At 68.7% G+C, this 21,680-nt stretch carries 22 protein-coding genes; 8 read left to right on the forward strand and 14 right to left on the reverse strand.

The window, feature by feature from the left end; genetic code table 11:
- Nucleotides 1–61: 61 nt before the first annotated feature.
- Nucleotides 62–649: an LppA family lipoprotein gene (locus ACIA5H_RS33510; RefSeq protein WP_397079921.1), complete on the forward strand. Its 588-nt coding sequence runs from the start codon at nucleotides 62–64 to the stop codon at nucleotides 647–649.
- Between the two features lie 9 nt (nucleotides 650–658).
- On the opposite strand, the gene ACIA5H_RS33515 is transcribed toward ACIA5H_RS33510, so the two are convergent.
- A complete protein-coding gene (locus ACIA5H_RS33515; RefSeq protein ID WP_379255909.1) occupies nucleotides 659–1,606 on the reverse strand; it encodes a GlxA family transcriptional regulator in 948 nt (315 codons plus the stop codon).
- 71 nt (nucleotides 1,607–1,677) lie between these two features.
- On the opposite strand from ACIA5H_RS33515, the gene ACIA5H_RS33520 reads away from it, so the two are divergent.
- Complete coding sequence (locus tag ACIA5H_RS33520) at nucleotides 1,678–2,013, forward strand: cupin domain-containing protein (protein WP_397079923.1); 336 nt, start codon at nucleotides 1,678–1,680, stop codon at nucleotides 2,011–2,013.
- On the opposite strand, the gene helR is transcribed toward ACIA5H_RS33520, so the two are convergent.
- The 7 genes from helR to ACIA5H_RS33555 all read right to left on the reverse strand — a co-directional run bounded on the left by helR (nucleotide 1,998) and on the right by ACIA5H_RS33555 (nucleotide 10,064).
- Nucleotides 1,998–4,208 (reverse strand): RNA polymerase recycling motor ATPase HelR, encoded by a 2,211-nt coding sequence (gene helR / locus ACIA5H_RS33525; protein WP_397079925.1) that lies wholly within the window; start codon nucleotides 4,206–4,208, stop codon nucleotides 1,998–2,000. The genes ACIA5H_RS33520 and helR overlap by 16 nt on opposite strands.
- 152 nt (nucleotides 4,209–4,360) lie before the next feature.
- A complete protein-coding gene (locus ACIA5H_RS33530) occupies nucleotides 4,361–4,807 on the reverse strand; it encodes a nitroreductase family deazaflavin-dependent oxidoreductase (RefSeq protein ID WP_397079927.1) in 447 nt (148 codons plus the stop codon).
- Between the two features lie 69 nt (nucleotides 4,808–4,876).
- Complete coding sequence (locus ACIA5H_RS33535) at nucleotides 4,877–5,863, reverse strand: glycine betaine ABC transporter substrate-binding protein (RefSeq protein ID WP_397079929.1); 987 nt, start codon at nucleotides 5,861–5,863, stop codon at nucleotides 4,877–4,879.
- Nucleotides 5,860–6,597, reverse strand: coding sequence for an ABC transporter permease (locus tag ACIA5H_RS33540; protein ID WP_355079361.1), 738 nt, complete (start codon nucleotides 6,595–6,597; stop codon nucleotides 5,860–5,862). Before ACIA5H_RS33540 ends, ACIA5H_RS33535 begins: the two co-directional genes overlap by 4 nt.
- Entirely contained in the window at nucleotides 6,594–7,877 is a 1,284-nt protein-coding gene (locus tag ACIA5H_RS33545) for an ATP-binding cassette domain-containing protein (RefSeq protein WP_397079932.1), read from the reverse strand. The genes ACIA5H_RS33540 and ACIA5H_RS33545 overlap by 4 nt, the downstream gene beginning before the upstream one ends.
- Nucleotides 7,874–8,518, reverse strand: a complete 645-nt coding sequence (locus ACIA5H_RS33550; RefSeq protein WP_379255898.1) for an ABC transporter permease — start codon at nucleotides 8,516–8,518, stop codon at nucleotides 7,874–7,876. The genes ACIA5H_RS33545 and ACIA5H_RS33550 overlap by 4 nt, the downstream gene beginning before the upstream one ends.
- A gap of 979 nt (nucleotides 8,519–9,497) precedes the next feature.
- Nucleotides 9,498–10,064 (reverse strand): helix-turn-helix domain-containing protein, encoded by a 567-nt coding sequence (locus tag ACIA5H_RS33555; RefSeq protein WP_364435437.1) that lies wholly within the window; start codon nucleotides 10,062–10,064, stop codon nucleotides 9,498–9,500.
- Nucleotides 10,065–10,154: 90 nt separating this feature from the next.
- On the opposite strand from ACIA5H_RS33555, the gene ACIA5H_RS33560 reads away from it, so the two are divergent.
- Entirely contained in the window at nucleotides 10,155–11,093 is a 939-nt protein-coding gene (locus tag ACIA5H_RS33560) for an SDR family NAD(P)-dependent oxidoreductase (RefSeq protein WP_364435439.1), read from the forward strand.
- Between the two features lie 70 nt (nucleotides 11,094–11,163).
- On the opposite strand, the gene ACIA5H_RS33565 is transcribed toward ACIA5H_RS33560, so the two are convergent.
- Nucleotides 11,164–12,009 (reverse strand): helix-turn-helix domain-containing protein, encoded by an 846-nt coding sequence (locus ACIA5H_RS33565; protein ID WP_379255897.1) that lies wholly within the window; start codon nucleotides 12,007–12,009, stop codon nucleotides 11,164–11,166.
- Between the two features lie 43 nt (nucleotides 12,010–12,052).
- Entirely contained in the window at nucleotides 12,053–13,681 is a 1,629-nt protein-coding gene (locus ACIA5H_RS33570) for an FAD-dependent monooxygenase (RefSeq protein WP_397079936.1), read from the reverse strand.
- 104 nt (nucleotides 13,682–13,785) lie between these two features.
- Between ACIA5H_RS33570 and ACIA5H_RS33575 the strand changes: the two genes are divergently transcribed.
- Entirely contained in the window at nucleotides 13,786–14,271 is a 486-nt protein-coding gene (locus ACIA5H_RS33575) for a MarR family winged helix-turn-helix transcriptional regulator (RefSeq protein ID WP_379255894.1), read from the forward strand.
- A gap of 194 nt (nucleotides 14,272–14,465) precedes the next feature.
- Here ACIA5H_RS33575 and ACIA5H_RS33580 read toward each other — a convergent pair whose 3' ends face one another.
- Nucleotides 14,466–14,885 carry a YrdB family protein gene (locus ACIA5H_RS33580; RefSeq protein WP_397079938.1) on the reverse strand — a complete coding sequence of 140 codons (420 nt, stop codon included), beginning with the start codon at nucleotides 14,883–14,885 and terminating at the stop codon, nucleotides 14,466–14,468.
- An 88-nt stretch (nucleotides 14,886–14,973) separates the two neighbouring features.
- On the opposite strand from ACIA5H_RS33580, the gene ACIA5H_RS33585 reads away from it, so the two are divergent.
- Nucleotides 14,974–15,789: a class I SAM-dependent methyltransferase gene (locus ACIA5H_RS33585; RefSeq protein WP_397079940.1), complete on the forward strand. Its 816-nt coding sequence runs from the start codon at nucleotides 14,974–14,976 to the stop codon at nucleotides 15,787–15,789.
- Nucleotides 15,790–16,089: 300 nt separating this feature from the next.
- Nucleotides 16,090–16,242: a hypothetical protein gene (locus tag ACIA5H_RS33590; RefSeq protein WP_355079345.1), complete on the forward strand. Its 153-nt coding sequence runs from the start codon at nucleotides 16,090–16,092 to the stop codon at nucleotides 16,240–16,242.
- Nucleotides 16,243–16,389: 147 nt separating this feature from the next.
- Here ACIA5H_RS33590 and ACIA5H_RS33595 read toward each other — a convergent pair whose 3' ends face one another.
- A complete protein-coding gene (locus ACIA5H_RS33595) occupies nucleotides 16,390–17,496 on the reverse strand; it encodes a class II histone deacetylase (RefSeq protein ID WP_397079943.1) in 1,107 nt (368 codons plus the stop codon).
- 360 nt (nucleotides 17,497–17,856) lie between these two features.
- Between ACIA5H_RS33595 and ACIA5H_RS33600 the strand changes: the two genes are divergently transcribed.
- Nucleotides 17,857–18,615, forward strand: coding sequence for a dienelactone hydrolase family protein (locus ACIA5H_RS33600; RefSeq protein WP_364435462.1), 759 nt, complete (start codon nucleotides 17,857–17,859; stop codon nucleotides 18,613–18,615).
- A gap of 60 nt (nucleotides 18,616–18,675) precedes the next feature.
- Here the strand turns inward: ACIA5H_RS33600 and ACIA5H_RS33605 are convergent, their stop codons facing one another.
- Complete coding sequence (locus ACIA5H_RS33605; protein ID WP_355079339.1) at nucleotides 18,676–19,089, reverse strand: nuclear transport factor 2 family protein; 414 nt, start codon at nucleotides 19,087–19,089, stop codon at nucleotides 18,676–18,678.
- A 276-nt stretch (nucleotides 19,090–19,365) separates the two neighbouring features.
- On the opposite strand from ACIA5H_RS33605, the gene ACIA5H_RS33610 reads away from it, so the two are divergent.
- A complete protein-coding gene (locus ACIA5H_RS33610) occupies nucleotides 19,366–20,265 on the forward strand; it encodes a MurR/RpiR family transcriptional regulator (RefSeq protein ID WP_397079946.1) in 900 nt (299 codons plus the stop codon).
- 17 nt (nucleotides 20,266–20,282) lie between these two features.
- Here ACIA5H_RS33610 and ACIA5H_RS33615 read toward each other — a convergent pair whose 3' ends face one another.
- Nucleotides 20,283–21,677, reverse strand: a complete 1,395-nt coding sequence (locus ACIA5H_RS33615; protein ID WP_379255888.1) for an amino acid permease — start codon at nucleotides 21,675–21,677, stop codon at nucleotides 20,283–20,285.
- Nucleotides 21,678–21,680: the final 3 nt, after the last annotated feature.

Here is a 21,680-nt window from a genome sequence, read left to right on the forward strand (position 1 = left end):
GAATAGAATTGCGCGGGAGGCGGACTCGCGATCCGTGCGGCCGCGGGAAGCGTGGGAGACGATGACCGGACCGCGATGGCCGACCGTAGCGCTGCGCTGGTCCGCCGTGCTCGCGGTCGCGGCTTGGACGGGCGGATGCGCGACCTTGCTCGGTGAGCCCGCCCCGCCGCCTTCGGCCGAGGAGATTGCCGCCGCGGCAGCGGAATTGGCCGGACTGCCGGCTTCGGAGGTGGCCGAGCAGCGGATGGCGTCGGTCGTCGAGGAGATCGCGAACGCCGCCTCGGCGATCGAACCGGCGCTGCGGTGGATCCGAAGCGAGGACCGCGCCGTGGGACCTTGCTATGGGCCCTATGCGCACACCGGCGGCAGGCGTGTCGTCTTGCCGCGCTATCGCGCCGACGGTTCCCTGCCCGCAGGAGCCTGGCCCGGGTTCCAGGAAACGGCCCGAGCGCTGGCCGCGTCCGTGGGTGCGACGGACATGCTGCCGAGCGCGGCATCGTCGCCGGACCGGTACGTCACGTTCGAAGGCCCGGATGGGGCCGAGTGGGACAGCAACACCGAGCTGTCGGTGTTCGCCGATGCCCGGTCGATGACGATCACCGCGACCGTGGGTTGCCGACTACCCGCGGATGAGCGGTCGCCTCGGTGACCTTCCCTGTCACATCCGTATTCCCGAGCCACGGAACGCTCGCCGGTAGGCGCCCGGTGTCGTGCCCACCTGGGCGCGGAAGCGGCGGCGCAGGTTGACCGCGGAGGTCAGGCCGACCCGTGCCGCGATCGCCTCCACCGGCAGGTTCGTCTCCTCCAGGAGGGTGCGCGCCTCGGCCACCCGGCGCGACAGCAGCCATGCCCCCGGGCTCGTGCCGAGCTGATCGGCGAAACGCCGGGCCAGCGTGCGCGGCGAGACGCTGAGGTGTGCGGCCAGATCGCCTACCGACAGCGCTGTCCCGAGCCGCGCGCCTGCCCACTCGAGCAGGCCGTCCAGCGCGTCCGTGGGTGGTGCGGGCGGGGCGTACTGTGCTTGGCCGCCCTCGCGGTGCGGCGGCATCACCATGTGCCGCGCGACGAGGGTGGCATGCGCGGCCCCGTGGTCCTTCCGGACGAGGTGCAGGCACAGGTCGATGCCCGCGCCCGCTCCGGCGCTCGTGGCGACATCGCCGTGGTCCACATAGAGCACGTCCGGTTCCACCCGAACCTCCGGGAATTCCCGCGCCAGCTGTGCGGCGCGCGCCCAGTGCGTCGTCGCCGAGCGTCCGTCCAGCAAGCCCGTGCGGGCCAGCGCGAACACTCCGGAGCAGATCGTCACGAGCCGCGCCCCACGGGCGTGCGCCCGCAGCAGCGCGCGACGCACGGGGGCCGAGAGCGGCGCCTCCACCGGCGCCCAGCCCGGGATGAGCACGGTGTCCGCCGAAGCGAGCGCCGAAAGGCCCTGCGACACTTCGAGCGTGTACCCGGCCGATGTCGGCACCGGCCCTGGCGTCTCCGTGCACACCTCGAACTCGTAGTAGTGCGGCACCCCGGCCCGCTGTGTGCCGAATACCTCCGCGGCGCAGCCCAGCTCGAATGTCGACTGCACCGGCCGCACCAGGGCCACCACGCGATGCATGGCAAGAATGTACCCGGTGGTGTCCGACTGGACACTTTCTCGGCCTGCTTCCACGCGGCACCGTGAAAGCCGTGCATTCCGAAATCCTCGCCCAGGAGGGCTACACCTCTGTGTCCGTCGCGGAATCCCCGATCCGGGAGCTGTTTCCCGGAATCCGGGTACGGCACCTGTGGACCGGGCCGGCCGGTGCGAGCGCCAACGTGCTGGAGATGGACCCGGGTACGTCGTGGCCGCGCCGCGACGTCCACGAGCCCGGCCCCGAGGAGGTCTACGTGGTCGCGGGCACCTTCAACGACGGCGCGCGCGACTACCCGGCCGGGACGTTCCTGCACGCCCCGGCCGGATCGTGGCACGTGCCAGGGACTGCGACCGGCTGCACGCTGTTCGTCTTCTACCCGGAAGGCTGATCGCGCCGACGGTCTCCGGCGCTGACGGGCGTCGAGGTTTCGGCGAGACCGGTCAGCGCCTGCGGCAGTGGCCCCTGGTGCAGCACGCCGAGACGTTGGGTGGCGCGAGTGAGGGCGACGTAGAGTTCGGCCGCGCCGCGCGGGCCGTCGGCCAGAATTCGTTCCGGCTCCACGACCAGGACGGCGTCGTATTCCAAACCCTTGGTCTCCGCCGCCGCCACCGCGCCCGGCACGTCCGGTGGCCCGATCACGACGCTGGTGCCTTCGCGTGAGGCTTCGTCGCGGACGAATTCGTCTATGGCGGAACCCATTTCGTCGGCGGCGACCTGCCTGGACCACGGCCGCACGCCGCATGCGCGAACCGACTCCGGTGGCTGGACGCCGGGTGCGAACGTGGCGAGCAACTCGGCGGCGACGGTCATGATCTCCGCCGGGGTGCGGTAGTTCACCGTCAGCGATCGGTAGACCCACCGGCCCGGTACGTACCGATCCAGCATCGCGCCCCACGAGGTCGCTCCGGCGGCCGACCGGCGTTGGGCGAGATCGCCGACGATCGTGAAAGACCGTCCGGGGCAGCGCCGCATCAGCACCCGCCAATCCATTTCGGACAGTTCCTGGGCTTCGTCCACCACGACGTGCCGGTAGGTCCAGTCCCGGTCCGCCGCCGCGCGTTCGGCGAGTTCCCGGCTGTCGCGCTCGAGGAAGCGATCCGCCAAATCCTCCGCGTAGAGCAGGTCCTGGGCGAACAAGTGGTCCTCGTCGTCCATCATGTCCTCGCGGCCGACCAGAATGTCCAGTACACCCGCCGCGTACTCGGCCTGGGCCTGCTGTTCCCGCTCGGCGTCGTCGTCCCGCTTCACACGGCCGAGCAGATCGACCAATTCATCGAGCAGCGGCACGTCCGACACCGTCCAGGCATCGCCTCTGCGGCGCAAGAGGGCCGGGTCGGCGCCCGCCGCTGCCAGCCGTTCCGGGGATTCGTACAGCTCCGCCAACAGCGTCTCCGGTGTCAGGATCGGCCAGAGTTCGTCGAGCGCGGCGGTGAACCGGTCGTTGTCCGCGAGTTCCGCGCGCAGGTCCGACCGCAGGTTCTCCCATGCTTCGCGGTCGTCGCGGGTCAGCCAGCCCCGGCCGATGCGGGCGATCGCCCGCTCGGTGAGCACCCAGGTGACGATCTCGGTGAACACGGCGCGAGCTTCGTTGTGCGGTAGCCCGCTCGCCCGCGCCTCCTCCCGGCCCCACTCCGCGGTTTCGGCGTCGATTCGCACGGTGACGTCGGACAACTCGATCGACAGCGGATGCTCCGGCACCCGCTGCCGATCGGCTACGGCCGCCGCGAGCACGTCCAGGATCCGCAGCGACCCTTTGTGCCGGGCGGCGTCCGGGTCGTCCTCCGCGGTGACGTGCAGGCCGGGCACCAGGTCGCCGGTGGTCGTGAACACGACGTTCGTCTCGCCCAGCGACGGCAGAACGCGGCCGATGTGGTTCAGGAACGCCGGATTGGGGCCGACCACGAGCACGCCGTGGCGTTCCATCCGCTCCCGCTGGGTGTAGAGCAGATACGCGACGCGGTGCAACGCCACTACGGTCTTGCCGGTGCCGGGGCCACCCTCGATCACCAGCACGCCCGGGTGGTCGAGCCGGATGATCTCGTCCTGTTCGGCCTGGATCGTCGCCACGATGTCGCGCATCCCCTCGCCGCGCGGCGCGTCGACCGCCGCGAGCAGCGCCGCGTCGCCGCGCTCGGCGCCGCCGGGGCGGCCGAGGACCTCGTCGGTGAAATCGACCACTCGGCGCCCGCGGGTGTGGAACTGCCTGCGCCTGCGCATGTTCTCCGGGCTGGCGGCGGTGGCGACGTAGAACGCGCGCGCCGCGGGCGCCCGCCAGTCGAGCAACAGCGGTTCGTACTCGTTCTGCGCGTCGAACAGGCCGATCCGGCCGATGTAGGAACGTTCGCCCGACAAGGCGTCCAATCGCCCGAAACACAGCCCGTTGTCCGCTACGTCCAGCCGCTTCACCTCCCTGGCCAGCGTGCGCACCTCGACATCCCGTTCCATCGGCGTTCCGCCGTTTCCGCGCAGAGCCGCGGTGTATCCGCTTCTCGCTCGCGCGCGCTCGGCGTCGAGCCGCGCGTAGAGCCCGGCCACGTAGCTCCGCTCGGACCGCAATTCGTCCTCGTACCCCTGAGTTGACACAGGCCCCTCCGATTCGTGGCTCGACGATCCCGCGCGGACGCCGCTGCTCGCCTGAGCACATCGAGCAGTAACGCCGCAGCCAGCGATTCTGCGGCACGACCCGGGTCTTGCCGCAAGCCCCCGGGTGCGCTATAGGTTGTAGGTGGAGGGGGTCAGACGCGGGTGAGTTCGAACAACGGAATGACGCGTTCGGTCTTCGCCTGGTAGTCCGCGAGAACGGGCGCCAGCTCGACGACTCGCTCGAAATACCGGTCGCGTTCGTCGCGCGGCAACTCACGAGCGATCACGGCATAGACATCGGTGCCGACCTCGACCCGGGCACGCGCGTCGGCACGCAGGTTGTGCACCCACGCCGGATCCTTGGGCGAGCCGAGGTAGGAGCCGACGACCAGCATCCGCCCGTCGACGGTCACATACGCCAGCGGTGACAGCCGTGCCGCGCCCGACTTCGCGCCTGTCGTGTGGAGCAGCAGTAGCCTGCCGCCCGGAAAGCCGCCGACCTCGCCGCCGTTGGCGCGGAACTCTTCCACGATGCCGCGGTTGAAGCCGTCCAGCGCGTCGGTGTCGGAAGCCAGTCTGTCCTTGTCGAACTCGGTCATGTGCATGGCAACTGTCCGAAGGGCGAGGTCCATTCCGGGCATGTCGCGGCGGCCGAAATCGTCCCGGCCCTACTCGACCAGCCTCGCGCTCTCGAGCCAGTCGTAGGCGACGTCGGCGGGGTCTTCGCCGTCGATGTCGACCCGGCCGTTGAGGTCCTGCATCAGCTCGTCGGTGAGGTGCTCGGAGATGGTTGCGAGCAGCGCGCGCAATTGCGGGTACCGATCGATGATCGCGCCGCGCACGACGGCGGTGCCGCTGTAGGGCAGGAAGAACTTCCGGTCGTCATCGAGGACCACCAGGTTCAGGTTCTTGACCCGGCCGTCGGTGGTGTAGATCATGCCGAAATTGCACGGGGCGCTCTTGGCCGTGGCCGTGTAGACGACACCGGCGTCCATCCGCGTGACGTTGCCGGAGGGGACACCGTTCGGATCGTTGTAGGGGATGCCGTATTTCTGCAGCATCGGAATGAAACCGTCGGAGCGGCTGAAGAATTCGTCGTCGACGCAGAAGGTACGGTCGGGCACGGGGAGCGCGGCCACGTCGGACAGCGACTTCACGCGCAGGCGTTCGGCGGTCGGGGTCGACGCGCCGAAGGCGTACGTGTCGTTGAAGTTCGCCGGCGGCAGCCACTCCAGATCGTGGTCGCGCTTCTCGATGTCGTGCACGCGCTGCCAGAGTTCGGTCGGGTCGGAGATCGTCTCGGTCTGGTTGTGGTAGTTGACCCAGCCGGTGCCGGTGTACTCCCAGAGCACATCGGCGTCGCCGCCCAGCTGAGCCTGCCGGGACGAGGCCGAGCCCGGCGCCCCGGTCAGGTCGGTGACCTTCGCGCCCGCCGCCGCCAGGTAGGTCGCGGTGATCTTGCCCAGCAGCACGCCCTCGGTGAAGCTCTTGGAGGTGACGACCAGCTCGGCGCCGTCCAGCGGCCGGTCACCGCCGGGCAGGCGCGCGTCGTGGAAGGTTCCCGAGGAGCTCACCAGACCGCACCCGGCGAGCGCCGCCGCCGATACGACGAGTGCGCAGAGCAGGGCGACCAGCCGGGCTCGTGGCGACCTCATGAGATACCTCGTGGGGTCGCGGCCAGTTCCACCAGTCGGCCGAGCCAGTCGATGATCAACGCCAGGAGTCCGACCAGAATCGCGCCGGAGACCAGCAGTTTGGGCAGGAAGAGGGTGACGCCGGTGGTGATCAGCGTGCCGAGGCTGGTCGCGCCGATGAACGTGCTCAACGTCGCGGTGCCCACGAGGATCACCAACGCCGTGCGCACCCCGTTCAGAATCACCGGGACCGCGAGCGGCAGTTCGACCTGCAACAGCGTGCGCGCGGCGGAATAGCCGATGCCGCGGGACGCCTCGATGGTGCGCTGATCGACTTGCCGGAGCCCGACGATCGTGTTCTGCAGGATGGGCAGCACCGCGTACACGACGAGACCGACGATCGCCGTGCGGAATCCCGTGCCCAGCCAGAAGGTGAACAGCACGAGCAGCCCGACCGCGGGCGCGGCCTGACCGATATTGGCGATATTGACCGCGATGGGCTCGAGCCGCCGCAACGCCGGGCGGGTCAGCGCGATGCCGAGCGGAATCGCGACGACCACCACGATCACCGTGGCCACCACGGTCAGCTCGATGTGCTGGACGATCGTGGTCTGCAGGTTGTCCCAGCCGAGGGACGCCTGCTCGGTCGCGGTGAATGTCGTCGACCGGTACCAGAGGACATATCCGACAGCGATGACGAGGATGACGATCGGTTCGAACCACACGTCGATCGGCAGGCGGCGCAGGCGGCTCATGACGGCTCGTCCGATCCGGGTTCCTCGTCGGCGGCGACCACCGGCGTGGGCGCCGGATCGGTTCCGTCGACGTAGGTGACGTAGGAGAGGTCCTCCGCGTCGGCGCGGCCTTCGGCGAGTTTGGTCCGGATCACGTCGGTGACCGTGTCGATGCTGAGCGAGCCGAGGACCGCGCCGCGGCCGTCGGTGACCAGGGCGGCGCCTTGGCTGGTGGCGAGCATGGCGTCGAGCGCGTCGTTGAGCGTCGAGGAGCGTGCGACCACGGGCAACCGCCGATCCAGGTAGTCGGAGACCTCCGGTTTGGTCGCCAGCTCCGTGAGCGAAGGCCACGACCGGGGCCGCCCGGCCTCGTCGACGACGACGACCCAGGTCTGTCCGGCGGCCTCGGCGCGGTCGATCACGCCCTGCGCCGACTCGCCGATCCGCGCGGTGATCACGTCGTCGTACGCGACGTCGCGCACCCGCGACACGGTCAGATAGGCCAGCTTCGCGCCGGACCCGACGAACTCCTCCACGAACGGTGTGGCCGGATCGGTGAGGATCTCCTCCGGGCTCGCGTACTGCTCGACCTGACCGCCTTCGGACAGGATGAGCACCTTGTCGCCGAGCTTGGTGGCCTCTTCGAAGTCGTGGGTGACGATCACGATGGTCTTGCCGAGTTCCTGCTGGATCGCGATCAAGCTGTCCTGCAGGCGAACCCGGGTGATCGGGTCGACCGCGCCGAACGGCTCGTCCATGAGCAGCACCGGCGGGTCGGCGGCGAGCGCACGCGCTACGCCGACCCGCTGCTGCTGTCCGCCGGACATGTCCTTCGGCAGCCGGTCGGCGAAGGTGGCGGGATCCAGACCGACCAGATCCAGCAGGTACTCGGTGCGTTCGGCGATCCGCTTCCTGTCCCACCCGAGCACCCGGGGGATGGCGCCGACGTTCCTGGCGACGCTCCAGTGCGGGAACAGGCCGCCGGACTGGATGACGTATCCGATCGATTGCCGGAGCTTGTCGGGGTCCTCCCTGGTGACATCGCGGCCGCCGATGAAGATGCGGCCCTCGGTCGGCTCGATCAAGCGGTTGATCATCTTCAAAGTGGTCGTCTTGCCGCACCCGGACGGGCCGACGAACGCGACGATGTCTCCCGCCTCGATCTCGAGGTCGAGGCGCCGCACCGCAGGCTTGTCCTGGCCTTTGTAGCGCTTGACGACCGAGTCCAGTGTGATGGACGCGCCGGTCACCGAGCGTTGCGTCGGCGCGGGAGCGGGCCCGGTGGTCACATCGTCGGTCATGACAGTCCCTTTGCGATCGTGAGGCGTCCGAGCAGGACGAGGAGTGCGTCGAACACCAGCGCGATGATGACGATGAGGATGGTTCCGGTGAGCGCCATCTCCAGGGAGTTCGCGCCGCCGAGGCGGGAGAGTCCGTTGAAGATCAGCGATCCGAGGCCCGGCCCGAGGACGTAGGCCACGATGGCGGCGACCCCGACGATCATCTGGGTGGACACCCTGATACCGGTGAGAATCACCGGCCAGGCGATCGGCAATTCGACGGTCAGCAGAATGCGCCGGCGCGAGAAGCCGATCCCACGGGCGGATTCGACGACCGAGGCCGGCACCGACCGCAACCCCACGATCGCGTTGCCGACCACCGGCAACGCCGCGAAGAACGCCAGCATCACGAACGACGGGACCACCCCCAGCCCGAACGGGACCAGCAGGATCGCCAGCAGTGCCAGCGAAGGAATTGTCAGCGCGACCCGGCTGGTGGTCAGCGAGAGCGCGGACAGCAGCGGCAGCCGATAGACCGCCACCGCGATGAGGACGGCGACCACGGTTCCGACCAGCACGGTTTGGAATGCCAGGGAGGCGTGTTGATAGGTCAGGAACGCCAGGACTTCGCCCCGCCCCTGGATATAGCTCCATAAATTCACGGGATTCCCATCGTCAGCGGAAGACCGGTCGGTACCTGTCCGTGTACAGCCGCGCGAGCCGGCGAAAAGTCGTGGACGATGCGGGTTCGATTTCCGGCGGCGCGCGGAAAGCGAATCGCCGCACGGCCGAATTCGCGCTCCTTTTCGACCGTAACCGATTCTTTGCCAGACAGGAGTTCTGTGGGCACGAGTCCTCTGGTCACGAGAACGGGTTATGCCGCCTGTGTGACGGGGTCGACCGTCGAGTAGAGCCCGGCATTGCCCGCCATCACGGTGCTCGGCGCGCCGACGTGACCGCCTGACCCGACCACCTGCGGAGCGGATGCGATGCCGGCTGTGTGATCGGCGGACATACCAGGGCCTTTCGCTCGAACCGGATGATCGGGTCAGAGGAAACCACGCCCACCCCGGTGCGGCCAGCATTACAGTCAGCCGGATCGAAATGGGCGACGCGATCGTTCCCGTCGGGAGTGATCGGGCGTCGAATGCGCGGAATCGGCCCTCCGCCTGCCCCAATAGGTCTGTCGGCACCCGCCGGCGCGAAGGGCCCGCTCGGATCGAATCGCGCCCGGCCGCATCGGCGAGGGCTCGGCGAGCGCCCGGACATGGGACGGGTTGGCGGCCAGATGATGTCGACGACGCGCGGCGGAGTCGGGCCCACCGGCTCGTTCAGCGGAAATCCACACCGAGCACGCGGTGCAGCGCTCGCGGCCACCGTGACCACGCCGCGCGGGGTGCGATTTTCGGCGCTGCCGCCGGTGCACCGGATTCCGGGCATTTCGCCGACCGGATCCGCCCGCTCGCGGTCGTCGCCGCGGTGCTGTGGGTCGGCGCGTTGATCGTGACGCTCACCAGTATCGAGAGCTCGTTGCCGCTGGCGCGGCCGTCGCGATGCTCGGCGAGACGGTGCTGAGGTACCGCACACACCGTCGCGGCCCGGGATCTGCGCACGGTGCGAGGTCGGTGAAATGCCGGGAACTCAAGTGCTGGAACGTAATCCGTCGACGAACAGGTCGAGCAGCCGCCCGGCCTGTTCCCGGCGTTCCGGGCTCTCGGTGGCGAGCGATATGCCGCTGAGGCCGACGAGTATGTCTTCGGGTTCGACGTCCGCCCGGAGCGTTCCGGCCGACGCTCCGGCTCGCAGCAGGGTGGCGACTGCGGCGGTCAGACGGTCGCGGCTTTCGGAGAACGGATTGCCGCCGGAGGCGATGACGGCGCGCAGGGCGTCGCCCATCCCACGCTTGGTGGTCGTGTAGTCGACGAAGCGGTCCATCCAGGTGCGCAACGCCCGGTCCGGTGGAAGTGCGGCCGACAGGTCGTCGGCCGAGTCGCACAGCCGGGCGAGTTCGCTGCGGTAGGCGGCGTCGACGAGGGCCTCGCGGGTGGGGAAGTGACGGTAGAGCGTGCCGATGCCGACGCCCGCTTCCTTGGCGATGGCTTCGAGCGTGACGTCCGGTCCGTCGTGGGAGAACGCGCGCGTGGCGACCTCGAGCAGCCGGTCTCGGTTGCGTTGCGCGTCGGCGCGCAGCGGGCGTGCGTTCGTCATCAATCCTCCCAGGAACAAAGTGGAGGGTCCTCCGGTTATTGTGAGTACCGGAGCCTCCTCCGGTTCGAGTCTACCGAGATGGGACACGTCATGACCGATCGCATCACCACCCCGTTCACCGCCGAATCGACCGCGGCGGAGGTGCTAGCAGGCATCGACCTCGCCGGGCGGCGCGCCATCGTCACCGGCGGCGCCTCCGGGATCGGTGTCGAGACCGCACGGGCACTGGCCGGCGCCGGGGCCGAGGTGACCCTCGCCGTCCGCGATCTCGCGGCCGGCGAGCGCACGGCGGCCGACATCCTCGGCACCACCGGTAACGACCGGGTGCGCGTCGCCGCGCTCGATCTCGCCGATCAAGCGTCCGTCGCGGCGTTCGTGGCCGGTTGGGAAGGGCCGCTGCACATGCTGATCAACAACGCGGGCGTGATGGCCTCGCCGCTGACGCGCACGCCGCAGGGCTGGGAAATGCAGTTCGCGACCAACCACCTCGGTCACTTCGCGCTGGCCACCGGCCTGCGTCCAGCGCTGGCCGCGGCGGGCGCCGCGCGCGTCGTTTCGGTGAGTTCGAGCGCGCATCACCGTTCACCGGTCGTGTTCGACGACATCCACTTCGAACGCAGGCCCTACGATCCGTGGTCGGCCTACGGCCAGTCCAAGACGGCCAACGTGCTGTTCGCCGTGGAAGCGACCCGGCAGTGGGCCGCGGACGGCATCACGGTCAACGCGCTGATGCCCGGCGGGATCCGCACCAACCTGCAACGCCACGTGTCCGACGAGGAACTCGAACGGCTCCGCGCGGCCGCGGGTGGGGCGCGGATGATGTGGAAGACGCCGCAGCAGGGTGCGGCCACCTCGGTTCTGGTCGCGGCGTCGCCCTTGCTCGCCGGTGTCGGGGGGCGTTACTTCGAGGACTGCAACGAAGCCGAGATCGGCGTTCTCAGCGCACGCAACGGAGTCGCCGAGTACGCGCTCGACCCCGATGCCGCGGCCCGGCTGTGGCAGGTGTCGAGCGAGATGCTGGTCGCTTGACGGGCACGTCTTCAGCTCTCCGAGCCCTGCCCCGCGCGCGTGGCGACAGGGTAGCGAGAGCTGAAGCCGTTCACCGGAAGAATGTTCCCCACACTCGGTAGCGGTGTTTCGAGATGGCGGTGAGCGGCTCCGCCGTCAGCGCACCCGGCGTGATCTCCGCGAAGCTCGACACGTCCCGGCAGAGGTGGGACTGGTCGGTGTAGCCGCAGGTCGCCGCGACGTCGGCGGCAGGAAGGCCCGTCAGCAGGCCTTCGACCGCGTGCCGGAACCGGACCAGCATCGCGGCCCGTTTCGGGGTCAGTCCGATCTGGGCTTCGAACCTGGACCACAGCCGTTTGCGGCTCCATCCGCAGGATCCGGCGAGTTCGCCGACCGAGACCTGCCCTCGGCTCGCGACGATGCGTCGCCAACTGGCGACGACTTCGGGGTCCGGGGTCCGGGTCGGGTCGGCACACTGCCGCAGAAACGAATTCGTCAGCGCGAAACGCTCCTCCCATGTCGCGGCACCGGCGAGCCGCTCACGCAGCAACAGCGCCCCGCGACCCCACAGATCGTCCAAGCCGACGACCGTGCGGCCCAGATCGACCGGATCGATAGTCGACAACGAATAGAACTGCGGCGGCGACAAGCGCGCCTCGATGCATTCGGCCCGCTCGGTGCGCACCCGCATCGTCCCGTGCGGAAACCCGGAGACGAAGCCGCTGAGTGCCTGTCGGCCCGCCGTGCTGTCGACGATCAGTTCGTTCTCCCCGAACTCGATCAGCACCGTGACCGCCGGTAGCGCGGTGACCCGGAGGTCCAACCCGCCGGCCCCACGAGCGCGATACCCGATCATCGCCGTGCCGCCCACCGGCGCGTCACCGGACGAACGGCGAAAATCCCACCCTGTGTCATGCTCGAGCCCGATCGGTCCCACCCGCTCAGGCTAACCGCCTCGACCCGCGATGGGAGCGGGCCGCTCAGGACGGGTTTGCTCTGTCATCCCCATATGCCGATCGCGTCGAGTCCTGGTTCTCCACGCCCGGCCGCACGTCGTCTCCGATGTCGGCCGAGCGGTGCCGCCGGCCCGCGACCGTGGGTTCGTCGCGGAACACGGCTGCGATGTAGCCGTCGGGACGAATGAGTACCGCGGTGCCACCGGTGATCTCGTAGTTGCGGTGGACACTGCCGTCCCCATCGATCAGAGTGTCGGCCCCGGTAGCGGCTGTGTCGGTGGTGATCCGGATCCTTCGCGTCGCTGCGGTGCCGCGGGCTTCGGTCTGGTCGGGAGCGTTGCCCTGGTCGAAGGTGAGCAGGGTCCAATGGGGACCGCGCAGCAGATCGAACACCCGGACTTCGCGACCGGACGAGGACTCGATACCGACGGCGTCGGGAGCGCGGTCACCGGCGCGAACGCGGCCGGTCCTCGGGCCGGGGCCGGTGAGCGGACTGTCGGGGTAGGCGACGGTGAGCCCGGTGGTGAAATCGTCGGTGAGCCTGCGGACGGCCGACGCTCCGTCGCCGTTGCCCGCGGAGCGCATGAGTGCGTGCATACGGTCGGTGCTGTCGTCGAGGACGGCCCGCGCGACCGCGCGGCGTTCGAGTTCATAAGTGTCCAACAGGCTTTCATCGGCCCCGTCGAGAACGGCGGCGAGTTTCCAGCCGAGGTTGTAGGCGTCCTGGATGCCGGTGTTCATGCCCTGCCCACCGGCGGGGGAGTGGATATGCGCGGCATCCCCGGCGAGGAAGACCCGCCCGACCCGGTAACGGTCGACCAGGCAGACGTTGATCCGGTAGAGCGACAACCAACCGGCGTCCTCGATGCGGACCTCTCCCAGTCCGGAATGCTCGGCGAACAGGCGCCGGAACAGGTCGAGTGTCGGCGCGGCAGGATCGGGGTCATCGGCGGGAATGGACGCCTGGATTTGCCAGACATCGGTGCTGGGCAGCGGGAACAGCGAGAGGATCCCGTGCTCGGGGCTCATCCACACGTGCTGGCAGCGATTGTCCAAGCCCTCGATCCGCACATCGCCGAGCCACCAGCGGTGGTCGCCATAGGACACCCCGGCGAGGGTGGCGCCGATCCGCTCCCGGACCACGCTGCGCCCACCGTCGCAACCGACGACGTAGAGGGCGCGCATTCGCCGATCACCGGTGGTCGTGGACACGGTCACCTCCACGGCGTCATCTGTCTGTGCGACGGCCGTCACCTCGGCTCCCCACTCGACCCGGCCGCCGAGTTCGGCGAGCCGATCGCGCAAGATCTGCTCGAACAGCGGCTGTGACAACCACACCGGCGGGTACGGCACCCCTGGATCGCGTACGCCCAGCGCGGCCTCCACGGCCTCGGAGATCACGCGGTCACGGTCGTAGTGCCGGGTCGGCACATGCACCCGCCCCAGCTCGAACACTCGATCGATCACGCCGAGGTCGTCGGCGACCTCCAGGGCTCGGGGCTGGATCGTCTTGGCGCGCGACGCCGTGCTGGGTCCGGCGGCGCGGTCGACGATGCGGTAACCGACGCCTCGGCGGGCCAGGTCGATCGCGAGGGCAAGACCGGTCGGGCCCGCGCCGACGATCAGGACGTCCGTTGATGTCTGCATTTTCATCTACCTACCTTAGGTATCTATTTTTCGACCGCACGCCCTCGCTGTCGAGGGGGTGGGATGCCGAGTACTATATACCTAACTTAGGTATCTGAACAAGGTGGGAAATGAGCGGCGACAACGACGCGCTGAAGGGGCTGCTGCCGCGCATGGCGCAGCTGAGCAACACGCTGGGTCGTGGGCAGTTGTTCGAAACGGCCACGGCGGCAGCCGGAATCACCCTGGAGCGGCCCGCGGTCACAATCCTCGTGATCCTGGAATCCGCCGGGCGACCGTTGCGGGTGGGGGAGATAGCGGCCCGGATGCAGGTGGCCGGGCCGCACGTCACGCGCCTGCTCAACGGTCTCGAACGGCGCCGCTTGGTGCGGCGTGTCCCGGACCCGGACGACCAACGCGCCCGATTGATTACCCTCACTCCGGCTGGGGAGAAGCTGATCGGCCGTTATCTGCGAGTCATCGACGGCTGGTTCGGCCAGGCCCTGTCCGGATGGTCGGAGTCCGATCAGCGCGACCTCGTTCGCCTGCTCGGTCGCTTGGTCGACGACCTGTCGACGCACCTGGACACCGTCGTCGAGGACCCTCTCATCGAATAGTGTTACGGCGCGGCATTGCTCACCAGCGGCGGCCGGGATCGGTGAACCATCGTGGACAGCGCGCCCGACTGCGGGCCGCGCGACCGGGAGCGCGGAATGGGACGACCGGCTCGCGCTCGGGATTCGAATCGCCGTTCTCCGCGGGGACTGGTCTTCGGCGGAGCTTCTCGGCGTGGAGCTGCGTCAGTGCCGCGTCACCCCTGGTTCCATGCCAGGCGCAGCACGCCGTTGACGAGGTAGCAGGCGAACAGGATCGCGGCCGGGGTGAGTGACGCGGCGCCGTACAGCGCCAATGCGCCGGTGCCGAACCAGGCCACTTCGAACAGCATTCGAGCGAAACCGTGTAAAGGGTACGTGGCATTGGTTCCGCCGCCTGCGGCGAACAGTCCCCACAGCACCGCGAGCAGCAGGGGTGCGCCGATGCCCGCCACGATCTTGAGCGGCCACTGCGCATTCACGGTGAAACCCCAGTATCCGGCGCTCCCCAGCACGCTCAACTCCAACAAGAACATCAGGCCGAGATTGGCCGCTTTGACCGCGCCGAGCACAACTACCTCCAGTGATAACCGCTCTTTCTTGAGAGCAATGCTCTCATTCAGGTTGTGGTGCGTCAAGCGGCGACGGTCACTGCCTGGTGTGTGGGTGATCCGGTCCGATCGGTAGGGTGGCGGCATGCAGGTCGGGGAACCGAGTAGAACCGCCATGGCCGTAGCGCGAGCGAGGGCCCACCATCAGGTCGCCGACGAGCCGCGGGTGTTCACGGATCCGCTGGCTGTGCGGATCGTCGGCGAAGCAGCCATAGGCGCCAGCGAATTCGAGCGAGGGATCGACCAGGATCTGGCTCGTCGACGGCGCTTGTTCATCGCGGCGCGCAGCCGCTTCGCCGATGACGTGGTGGCGGCCGCGGTGGCCCGGGGGACGAACCAAGTAGTCGTCCTCGGTGCGGGGCTGGACACCAGCGCCTACCGCAATGCCCACGAGAACGTGCGATTCTTCGAGGTCGATCATCCCGACACCCAGCAATGGAAGCGGCGCAGGCTTGCCGAGGCCGAAATCGCCGTCCCGCCATCGCTGACGTTCGCCCCGATCGACTTCGAAGAGTCCACGCTCGCCGCCGGATTGGCCGCGGCCGGTCTGGACCGCAGCAGCGACGCGTTGTTCGTCTGGCTGGGTGTTGTCATGTACCTGACCAGGGCATCGATCGATGACACACTGCGCTACATCGCCGGTCACGGCGCCGCCGCGGAGGTGGTCTTCGACTATCTGTACCCGCCCTCCTCGGCGCCGCATGACGTCGCGGCCGACGACAGGCAGGCACGCGCGGATCGCGTCGCCGCGGTCGGTGAGCCGTGGCTCAGCTTCTTCACCGCGGAGGAGATCCGCGATGCGTTGCTGTCCTTCGGCTTCACACGGATCGAAGACCGTACTGCGACAGAGTTGTTGAGCGCGTATGGCGTCGGAGCCGCGGCTCGGCCGGCGAATTCGGTGCCGCACCTGGTGCACGCCGGCACGGTGTGAACCCGGGCGTCCTCGCCTCCTCGGCATAGGTGACTCCGAGCCGAGACCGACCGATGCGCCAGGCGCTGGACCTGGTCCAACCGGTGTCGCCCTTCAGGTGACACATGTCACGCGTCCGTACCTGTCACGCGGGCGCCGTCACCGGCGTCTTGTGGTCGCTCGGTTGGTCGTGACGGTCGAGATCGTCGCCGTGGCCGTGACCGAAGCCTTTCGGGCACGGGCGATAGGCGTCACTCGGCTGTGCACGGCCCTCCGAACCGATTGTCAGTGCGTGTCGTGCTCGGGAAGGAACAGTTTGCCATGCGTATCACAGTGTTCGGAGCCAATGGTCCCACCGGCCGTCTGCTCACCGGCCAGGCGCTCGATGCCGGGCACGAGGTCAGCGTCATCACCACCGTGGACAATCCGACCCTGCTGAAGTGGATTCGTGGCGAAGCGTTCGCCGCGAACTGAACGATGTCTCCAGCGGAGGCGCAGTTGTCGTCGTCACCGGTAGCGATTGTCCAGCGAATCCCGGTGCGGCGGTTCGGCGAAAGCGCGTCCCGCCGAGCCGTTCTGAATCTGCGCCGGACAGCAGGTGTCGCCATGGGCCGACTGGGGTCAGAGATCGGCGACCAAGGCGGCGGCCGCTTCGATCGCGGCCGCCTCGTGGTCGAGGAGGACGTCGCCGCCTTGCGTTGTGACGATCGGTGTGTACGGGTCGTCCACGAACGGTTCGCCCAGCAGTTCGCGGAGCACCGCCAGCCCGCAGAACGGAACATAGTGCGGGCTGTAGCCGCCTTCTTGCACGAAGGCGATCCGGCCCGCGGAGGTCGCGGCGGCGATGTCCAGCATCCGGCGGGTCAGGTGCCGGAAGCCGCCGCTGGTGACCATCTGCCGAGCCAGCGGATCGAGGATGCTCGCGTCGAAACCGGACGCGACGATGATCAGCTCGGGCGCGAAGGCGTGCAGCGCGGGTTCGACGACTCGGTCGATCGCATGGAGATACGCGGCGTCTCCACTACCCGGCGGGAGCGGCACGTTGATCGCGTAGCCGTGTCCGTCGCCCGTGCCGCGCTCCTCCCGGTAGCCGGAATCCGGTGGGAAACACAGATGCTGGTGGATCGAGATGGTCAGGACCGACGGATCCTCATACCAGATGTCCTGCGTGCCGTTGCCGTGGTGGACGTCCCAGTCGACGACGGCGACGCGTCGCACGCCGAGTACGTCTTTCGCGTAGGCGGCGGCGATGGAGATGTTGTTGAAGACGCAGAAGCCCATGCCGGTAGCGCGGGTAGCGTGGTGCCCAGGCGGATTGACCAGCGCGTAACCATGGTCGACCGTCCCGGCCAGCACATGTTTCACGAGTGCGATCGCACCGCCCGCCGAAAGCGCGGCGATCTCGTATCCGCCCTTGCCGAAGGACGAGACGCCGTCGCCGGCATCCCCGCCCTTCGGCTGCAGACTCTCGGTCTTGATGCGCTCCAGATGTTGCGTGGTGTGCACCCGCAAGATGTCGGCCTCGTCGGCCGGTTCCGCCTTGATCGAGTGCAACTCGTCCAGCAGTCCGGACACCGAGACCAATTCGTGGAAGCGTCGTTTGGTGTCGGGATGCGCGAGGTGGTGGCCGATCGGCTGGAGACCGACCGTGACGTCGGACGGGAACAAACTGCCGCTGCCGGTGTCGGCCCACCCGTAGAGGGTGTTCCACACGTATCCGGTTGTCATCGTGCACTCCTCGCGGTCGGCGGACCGCCACGCCGTCCACCTGGGTATCACCCCGCCTCAGCGGGTGCTCGCGCTCATTACAGGCCCAGCAGCGACCTCGCCGCAACCGGACGACTTGCCACCTGTGACGGTGTGCGGCGCGAACCCTCGCCGCTCGAGTCGGGGCTCTCGCGGTCCGGGCGGGAGCCGCGACGCATCGGATAGGCGGTCGCCGACGATCCCGGCGCAGTTGAGGATGTCGGGCCCGATCCGCCGTCCGGGTGCGGTCCGCTGGGCGTCTTGGCGCAGTGCCCGTGATGGGAGAGCCGGTGCGCGATTTCCTCTGGCGCGGTGGAGATCCGAAGCGGTTAGAGTGGCCTCGTGACATACGAGATCACGGCCGAGCAGATCGAAATCCCCCAGGACGACGCGACACCCATGGCGGCTTATCTCGCCCGGCCGGAGGGGGCGGGCGACTACCCGCTCGTCCTGGTCGGAGCCGAGTTGTGGGGGTTGACCGATGAGGTCCGGGCCGTCGTGCGCGATGTCGCCGCCCTGGGATATGTGGCGATCGCGCCGAATCTGTACCACCGCAGCGGTCCCGAGACCTCTGCCGGGTTCGAGGAGAGCGATGCCAACCGGGCCCGCGCGTTCGAACTGCTGGGCCGATTGACCCGCGACGGTGTCGAGGCGGACCTGCGCGCCGCCGCCGACCATGCCCGCGAGCATGCCGGGGCCGGTGACCGGGTCGGCATGCTGGGCTTCAGCCTCGGTGGCCACGTCACCTATTTCGCGGCGACCCGGCTGCCGCTGCGCGCCGCCGCCATCTACTACCCGGGATGGGTGCCCGACTCGGGTATGGCGTTGAGCGTTCCGGATCCGCTGTCGGCGGCGACGCCTGGTATCACCGCTCGGCTGGCGCTGTTCTTCGGCGGGCAGGATCACATCATCGATGCCGATCAGCGGGAGCGGATCGGTGCGGCGTTGTCGGCGGCGGGTGTCCGGCACGACGTGGTGGTGTATCCCGAGGCTCGGCACGCCTTCTTCTTCCCCGGCCGTGAGGTGTATGACAAGCAAGCCGCCGAGGATTCCTGGCAGCGGGTGCGCGAGCTCTTCGCTGCCGAGCTGACCGCGTCCTGATCCGGTTACGCGGTAACGATCCCGGAGCCCGCCGGGCCGAGCCGGCGGGGTGGGGAGAGATCACTCCTCGTGCATCCAGGCAAGTGTGGTCCGCGACTCCCTGAGTCGCCAGCCCGCCTGCGTCCGTACGACGGTGCAGGCCATGCGCAGGCCGCTCGTTCGATGGGGTGCTCGGCCTTCACGGAAGAAGTACACGAGCGAGTTCGCCGAGGCGGCCGCCTGGTCGCCGTGGACGTCCACCAGCAGGTCGGTGGTCACGTGCTGGGTGTGCTCCTCCGCAACCTCGGCTTGTCGCATGAGGCCGACCAGGTTGTCGATGCCCTGGAGGTCGCCGTTGCGGGGCGAGTGGATCGCCACATCGTCGGCGAAGACGGTGGCCGCGTCCTCCCATCGCTTCTCGTCGAGCAGGCGCGCCAGGCGCGCGAACAGATCGGCGATCTCGATCCGATCGGCGATCAGGGTATTCGTGGACATGAGAGCCTCTTTCGTTGGCGCCACTAACATTGGCGGTGCCAACTATACCTACCTTTGATTGGCATCACCAATGAAGTCGTGTTCGCGGCGTGCATCAGACGGCGAACGCGACAATGCCGCGAAATCCGGTGCGCCCCGGGCGGTGGGACGGGATGTGCGCTCCAGCGCGACCGATTTCCTGCGCCCCGGATCGGGGGCCGACCCCGGGGGGCCGCTCGGCTCGGTCGGATAGATTGGGAAAGAATCCGTGGTGGTCGAAGTGGTGGAGGAGGCGCGGTGGGCGCGAATGCGGAGTCGGCGACGGGTCCGGCGACATTCGACGATCTGGTCACCGAGATCCGCGCCAGATGGGATTCGCTGTCGGCCTCGCACAAGAAGCTGGCCGAGCGCGTGCTGTCCGACCCGGAGGCGGTGGCGTTCATGACCGTGTCCGATCTGGCGAGCGCGGTCGGCGTCAACGAGGCGACGGTGGTGCGGTTCGCGAATGGCCTCGGGCTGAAGGGATATCCCGGCTTGGCCCGCCTGTGTCAGGAGCGGCTGCAGCAGCGGGCGCAGTTGCTGCGCCGTTTCGAGAACCTCGAACACTTGGTGGCGCAGGGTGCGGGCCTGCGGGAGAGCCAGGTGGTGCTGGACCAGGCGAACATCGCCCGTTCCTTCGCGGGCATCGCGGACACCACTTGGGACGCGGTGGCCGCCCAGTTGGCGCGCGCGCCCCGCGTCCACGTGATGGGCCTGCGCAAGTGCCACGCGCCTGCATATCTGCTGGGCTACCTGCTCGGTCTGTTGCGTGAGGACGTGGCGACCGTGACGGGGACCAGGGGGTCGCTGACCGACGAACTGCGCCGTGTTCGCGCGGGGGATTGCTTCGTGGCGATATCGATCCATCGCTACAGCTCCGACACGGTCCGTGCGGCGCGGTGGGCCCGCCAGCGTGGCGCCCACGTCGTGGCCCTGACCGACACCCCGGCCTCGCCGCTGGCGGCGGCGGCGCACGAGACCTTCTACGTCGAGGCGTCGAGCGCGAGCGTGCTGCGCTCGATCACCGCCTTCACGTCGATCGTCCAGGCGTTGTCCGGCGCGGTGGCGCACCTCCTCGGCCGTGAGGTCCGCGAGACCTTGTTGGAGGAGGAAAGACTGCTGGGCGAATTCGGCGTATACGCCGCCGACGGCGTCTGATCCTGTTCTGCCGGTGGCTATTTCACCGGCGTCATCGCCGCGACCCGGTCGGCGCGACGTTGGTGCAGCAGGCCCGCGGCGACGGCCAGGGTCGTGACCACCAGGGTGAGCGCCAGCGGCGTTCGGGTATCGGAACCGAACACCATCCCCACCACGATGCCCAGCAGAGTGACCAAGACCAGGTACGGCAGATAGGGAGCCCCCCACATCCGTACGGCCGGCGCGGCGGATTCCACGGCGGCGCGGTTGCGTCGGCCGGCGATGTACGTGGCGCAGATGCACAGGTAGACCACCACCGCGACGGCGCCGGACGAGCTGAGCAGGAAGCTGAAAACCGCTCCGGTGGGTAGGAAGTAGTTCGCGGCCACGGCCAGGAATCCGGCGCTCGCGGCGGCGAGAACCCCGGCCGTCGGCACACCGGAGCGGGTGACGCGGCCCAGCGGTCGCGGCCCCTCTCCGCGTTGGGCCAGCGCGAACAGCATGCGTGACGCGGAGTAGAGCCCCGAATTCAGGCACGACAGCACCGCGGTGAGCACGATCAGGTTCATGATGGTCCTGGCGCCGGGAATCCCCAGCAGATTCAGCACCGCGGTGTACGGACTTTCGGTGATCTCGGCGCTGTCCCACGGCAGCAAGGTCACGACGACCAGGATCGAGCCCACGTAGAAGACGAGGATGCGCCCGGCGACGCTGCGCATGCTCGCCCGCACGGCGTTGACCGGATCGTCGGCCTCACCGGCGGCGATGGTGACCAATTCGGTGCCGAAGTAGGAGAAGAAGACCGTCAGCGACGCGGCCAGCAGGGGAGTGAATCCGTTGGGCAGCAACCCGCCTCGTCCCAGCAGGTTCGTCGTGCCCGGTGCCGTGTAGTGGGCGAACGCGCCGCAGATCGCCGCGATGCCGACGCCGATGAAGACGACGATCGCGGCGACCTTGATCAAGGCGAACCAGAACTCGAAACGCGCGAACGAGCTCACCGCGGCCAAGTTCACTCCGGTCAGGGCGCTCAGGAAGAGCAGGGCGAACGCCCAGGCGGGCACCGCGGGCGCCAGCTGGTTGGCGATCGCGCCACCGGCGACGGCCTCGAAAGCGACCGTCACCGACCAGTGGTAGCTGTACACCCAGCCGACCGACAGTCCGGCCCATGGCCCGAGTTCGCGTGAGGCGTAACTCGAGAACGAACCGGTCTCCGGGCGCGCCGTGGCCAGTTCGGCCAGCATGCGCATCACCAGGATCACGACCAGGCCGGTGAGCAGATAGGCCAGGACGATGCCGGGTCCGGCGGCCGCGATCGCGGTGCCGCTGCCGACGAACAACCCGGCGCCGATGACGCCGCCGATCCCGATCATCGTGAGCTGACGAGTGGTGATGGTGTGCTGGAGATTTCGCGTAGGGGGAATTGAGGTGGGCACGAT

This window comes from Nocardia sp. NPDC051900 (assembly GCF_044452545.1).
Classification (GTDB): Bacteria; Actinomycetota; Actinomycetes; order Mycobacteriales; family Mycobacteriaceae; genus Nocardia; species Nocardia sichangensis.